This is a genomic window from Mesorhizobium sp. M7A.F.Ca.ET.027.02.1.1 (assembly GCF_004022985.1).
In the GTDB taxonomy this organism is placed as follows: Bacteria; Pseudomonadota; Alphaproteobacteria; order Rhizobiales; family Rhizobiaceae; genus Mesorhizobium.
This window is the reverse complement of record NZ_RZOL01000497.1, coordinates 1-3,978: the sequence shown is the minus strand read 5'-3', so window position 1 is coordinate 3,978 and position 3,978 is coordinate 1. Positions and strand designations below refer to the sequence as shown.

Below are 3,978 nucleotides of genomic sequence, written 5' to 3'. Positions count from 1 at the left end.
GTCCTGGTGCGCACCTATGCCTGGCTGGTGATCCTGCAGCGCAAGGGCCTGATCAACAGCTGGCTGATCGACCTCGGTGTGATCAGCCAGCCGCTATCGCTCGCCAACAATTTTTCGGGCGTCGTCATCGGCATGACGCATATCCTGCTGCCGTTCCTGGTGCTGCCGCTTTACGCCTCGATGAAGACAATCGACACCGACTGCCTGCGCGCCGGCATGAACCTCGGCGCCGGCCCGGCCGCCACCTTCCGGCAGATCTTCTTTCCGCTGTCGCTGCCCGGCCTCGCCTCGGGCGTGGTCATCGTCTTCGTGCTGTGCCTGGGCTTCTTCGTCACGCCTGCGCTGATGGGCGGCGGCAAGGTCATCATGTGGGCGATGCGCATGGAACAGACCACCAGCCTCTATTCCAACTGGGGCGCGGGTGCAGCACTCGGCGTGGTGCTGCTGGTGGTCACGCTGGCGCTTCTCGGCCTGTTCCAGTGGCTGCTCGGCGCGCGCGCCACAGGTGTGTGGAGTTCGCGATGAGCGAGGATTTTGGCCTGCCTATCTCGCACCGGCAACGGCTGTGGCTCTATTGCCTCGGCGGCCTCGTGCTTCTGTTCCTGATCGCGCCGTCGATCATCATCGTCATCATGTCGTTTTCGGACTCGACGCTGCTGCAATTCCCGCCGCAGCAATGGTCGCTGCGCTGGTACCAGACCTATTTCGGGTCGCTGGAATGGCGTGACGCCACGATCGTCTCGGTCAAGGTGGCTGTCATGACGGTGCTGGTGGCGACACCGCTCGGGACCGCGGCCGCCTATGCCATCAACCGGGGCACGCTGCGCTTCAATGGCACCATCAACGCGCTGCTGACGGCGTCGCTGATCGTCCCGGTTATCCTGATCGGCATCGGCACCTTCTTCCTCTATGCGCGCATCGGGCTCAACAACACGCTGACCGGCCTGGTCATCGCGCACACGGTGCAGGCGCTGCCGCTGGTGGTGCTGACCGTGCTTTCCGGGCTGCGCTCCTACGACATGAACCAGGAGCGGGTGGCGCGCAGCCTCGGCGCCGGCCGCGTCGCCGCCTTCTGGCAGGTGACGATGCCGCAGATCCGCTTCTCGATCGTCTCGGGCGCGCTGTTTGCCTTCATCACCTCCTTTGACGAAGTGGTGGTTTCGCTGTTCATATCGGGCGGCGAGACCACGACATTGACGCGCCGCATGTTCAATGCGCTGCGCGATCAGATCGACCCGACGATCGCCGCCATCTCGACCTGCCTGATCGTGCTCTCGGTCGTGCTGTTGTCGGTTGCGCAGATCTTCGGCCGGCGGCATTGATTCACCAGACGAATTCGCAGAAGTGACCCATGGGATATCCAGACAGAATGCGTGATTTCCAGTTTCCCGGCCGCTCGCCGGTTCGTGCCACCGAGGCGGTTGCCGCGACCTCGCATCCGCTTGCAACCCTTGCGGCCATCGACATGCTGCGCTCAGGCGGCAATGCCATGGATGCCGCGGTCTGCGCCGCCGCCGTGCAGGGCGTGGTCGAGCCGCAATCGACAGGCATCGGCGGCGACTGCTTCGTGCTCTATTCTCCCGGGGGACAAGGCAATGTGCTGGCCTTCAATGGGTCCGGCCGCGCGCCTGCCAGGGCGACAGTCGACTGGTACCGCGAGAAAGGCTTCGACCGCATCCCGTTGCAGGGGCCGCATGCGGTCACTGTGCCGGGTGCCGTCGACGCCTGGAGCCGCCTGCTCGAAGACCATGGCCGCAAGGGCCTTGCCGAGACGCTGGCGCCGGCCATCCACTATGCCGAGAACGGCTATGTCGTGCACGACCGCGTCGCCTTCGACTGGGCCGAGCCGGAAACCGACCTGTCGGCCGACGAGCATGCCGCCCGTATCTTCCTGCCCGGCGGCAAGGCGCCGAAGGCGGGTGACGTCCACCGGCAGCCGGAACTGGCGGAGACCTTGCGCATCATCGCCAAACACGGCCGGTCCGGTTTCTACGAGGGCGCGGTCGCCGACGATATGGTGAGCCGGCTCAACGAATTGGGCGGACTTCATACGGCCGAGGATTTCGCCGCGACCAGAGGCGACTATGTGGCGCCGGTCAGCACCTCCTATGGCGGCCATGACATCCACCAGATGCCGCCGAACAATCAGGGGCTGACGGCGCTTTTGATGCTCAATTTGCTGTCGGGCTTCGAGCTCGGCGGGCTCGACCCCAATGGCGCCGAGCGCCTGCATCTGGAGATCGAGGCCGGGCGCCTGGCCTATCGCGACCGCGACCGCTATGTCGGCGACCAGGACCATGTCCCAGTGCCCGTGAAGCAGCTCCTGTCCGGCGCCTATGCCGACCGGCTGCGCGCCGAGATCGACCGCGACCGCGCCATGACGCATCTGCCGCGCGTGCAGCTGCCCGGCAGTGACACGGTCTACATCTCCATCGTCGACCGCGACCGCAACGCGGTCTCCTTCATCAACTCGACCTATTATTCGTTCGGCAGCGGCGTCGTCGGCCCGAAGACCGGTGTCGTGCTGCAGAACCGTGGTTCCAGCTTCCGCCTCGACCCGGCGCATCCGAACGCGATCGCACCGGGCAAGCGGCCGATGCACACGATCATGCCGGGCATGGCGACGAAGAACGGCCGCGTGGTGATGCCGTTCGGGGTCATGGGCGGCGGCTATCAGCCGTTCGGCCATGTCCATCTGCTGACCAACATGATCGACTTCGGCATGGACCCGCAGCAGGCGCTGGATGCGCCGAGGGTGTTTTACAATGATGACACCGTGGAGGCCGAGCGTGGCGTTCCCACTGATGCAATCGAGGGCCTGCGCCGGCGCGGCCACCGCATCGCCGAACCGCAACACCCGCTGGGCGGCGGGCAGGTGGTGCTGATCGACTGGGAGAAGGGGACGCTGACCGGCGCTTCCGATCCGCGCAAGGATGGTTTGGCGCTTGGCTACTGAGGCGATCCGTTGTCCAATGGCGTATCCGTATCGAGGCAAGCCCGTCAGAAGGGCTCCCGCCAATAGTCGTTCGAAATCCAGCCGGTGATCATGACCCAAACCGAAACCCACGCAGATCTCTCCCGCCGTCTCGCCGCCGGCGCCGACGATGCGCCCGCCATCCTGGCACCCGACAGGGCGACGCTTAGCCATGGCGGATTGCGCAGCCTGATCGCCGCCACGGCGCAACAGCTGCATGCGCGCGGCATCGGCCGGGGCGACAGGGTGGCGATCGTGCTGCCGAACGGGCCCGAGATGGCCACCGCCTTCGTCGCCGTGGCGGCCGCCGCCTCGACGGCACCGCTCAACCCCGCCTACCGGGCCGACGAGCTCGATTTCTACCTCACCGACATCGGCGCCAAGGCAATCCTTGTCGCGGAGGGCGAGACCGGCCCTGCGGTGACGGTGGCCGAGCGGCTCGGCATCGGCGTGCTGCGGCTTGTCGTGCAGCCCGGCACACCCGCCGGCAGTTTTGCTAGCGAGGGCGCGGCGATCGGACCCCCGGCATCACCCGACATGGCGCAAGACGGCGACATCGCGCTTTTGCTGCACACCTCCGGCACGACATCGCGTCCAAAACTGGTGCCGCTCAGCCATGCAAACATCGCGGCCTCGGCTGCCCATATTGGCGGCACGCTTGGCCTGACGGCAGATGACCGTTGCCTCAACATCATGCCGCTGTTCCACATCCACGGCCTGATCGCGGCCGTGCTGTCGTCGCTGGCTGCCGGCGGCAGCATCTACTGCACGCCGGGTTTCAACGCGCTGCGCTTTTTCCAGTGGCTGAGCGAGGCGCAGCCGAGCTGGTACACGGCGGTGCCGACCATGCATCAGGCGATCCTGCCCAGGGCAGCACGCAACACCGAGGCGCTGGCGGCGGCGCGTCTGCGCTTCATCCGCTCATCCTCGGCGTCGCTGCCGGCGCAGGTGATGGCCGAGCTGGAGGCGACCTTCGGCTGCCCGGTGATCGAATCCTACGGGAT

General features: G+C 66.2%; 4 protein-coding genes. All 4 read left to right on the top strand.

The features are described 5' to 3' along the window. On the top strand, positions 1-525 hold a 525-nt coding region (locus EN749_RS32130), incomplete at its 5' end, for an ABC transporter permease (RefSeq protein ID WP_145991088.1). Then, positions 522-1,322 (top strand): ABC transporter permease, encoded by an 801-nt coding sequence (locus EN749_RS32125; protein WP_127328093.1) that lies wholly within the window; start codon positions 522-524, stop codon positions 1,320-1,322. The genes EN749_RS32130 and EN749_RS32125, both read left to right, overlap by 4 nt. A gap of 47 nt (positions 1,323-1,369) precedes the next feature. Further along, the gene (ggt, locus tag EN749_RS32120; RefSeq protein WP_128364670.1) at positions 1,370-2,956 is read left to right on the top strand and encodes a gamma-glutamyltransferase; all 1,587 of its coding nucleotides are present in this window, start codon (positions 1,370-1,372) and stop codon (positions 2,954-2,956) included. 90 nt (positions 2,957-3,046) lie between these two features. Next, on the top strand, positions 3,047-3,978 hold a 932-nt coding region (locus EN749_RS32115; protein ID WP_145991087.1), incomplete at its 3' end, for an AMP-binding protein.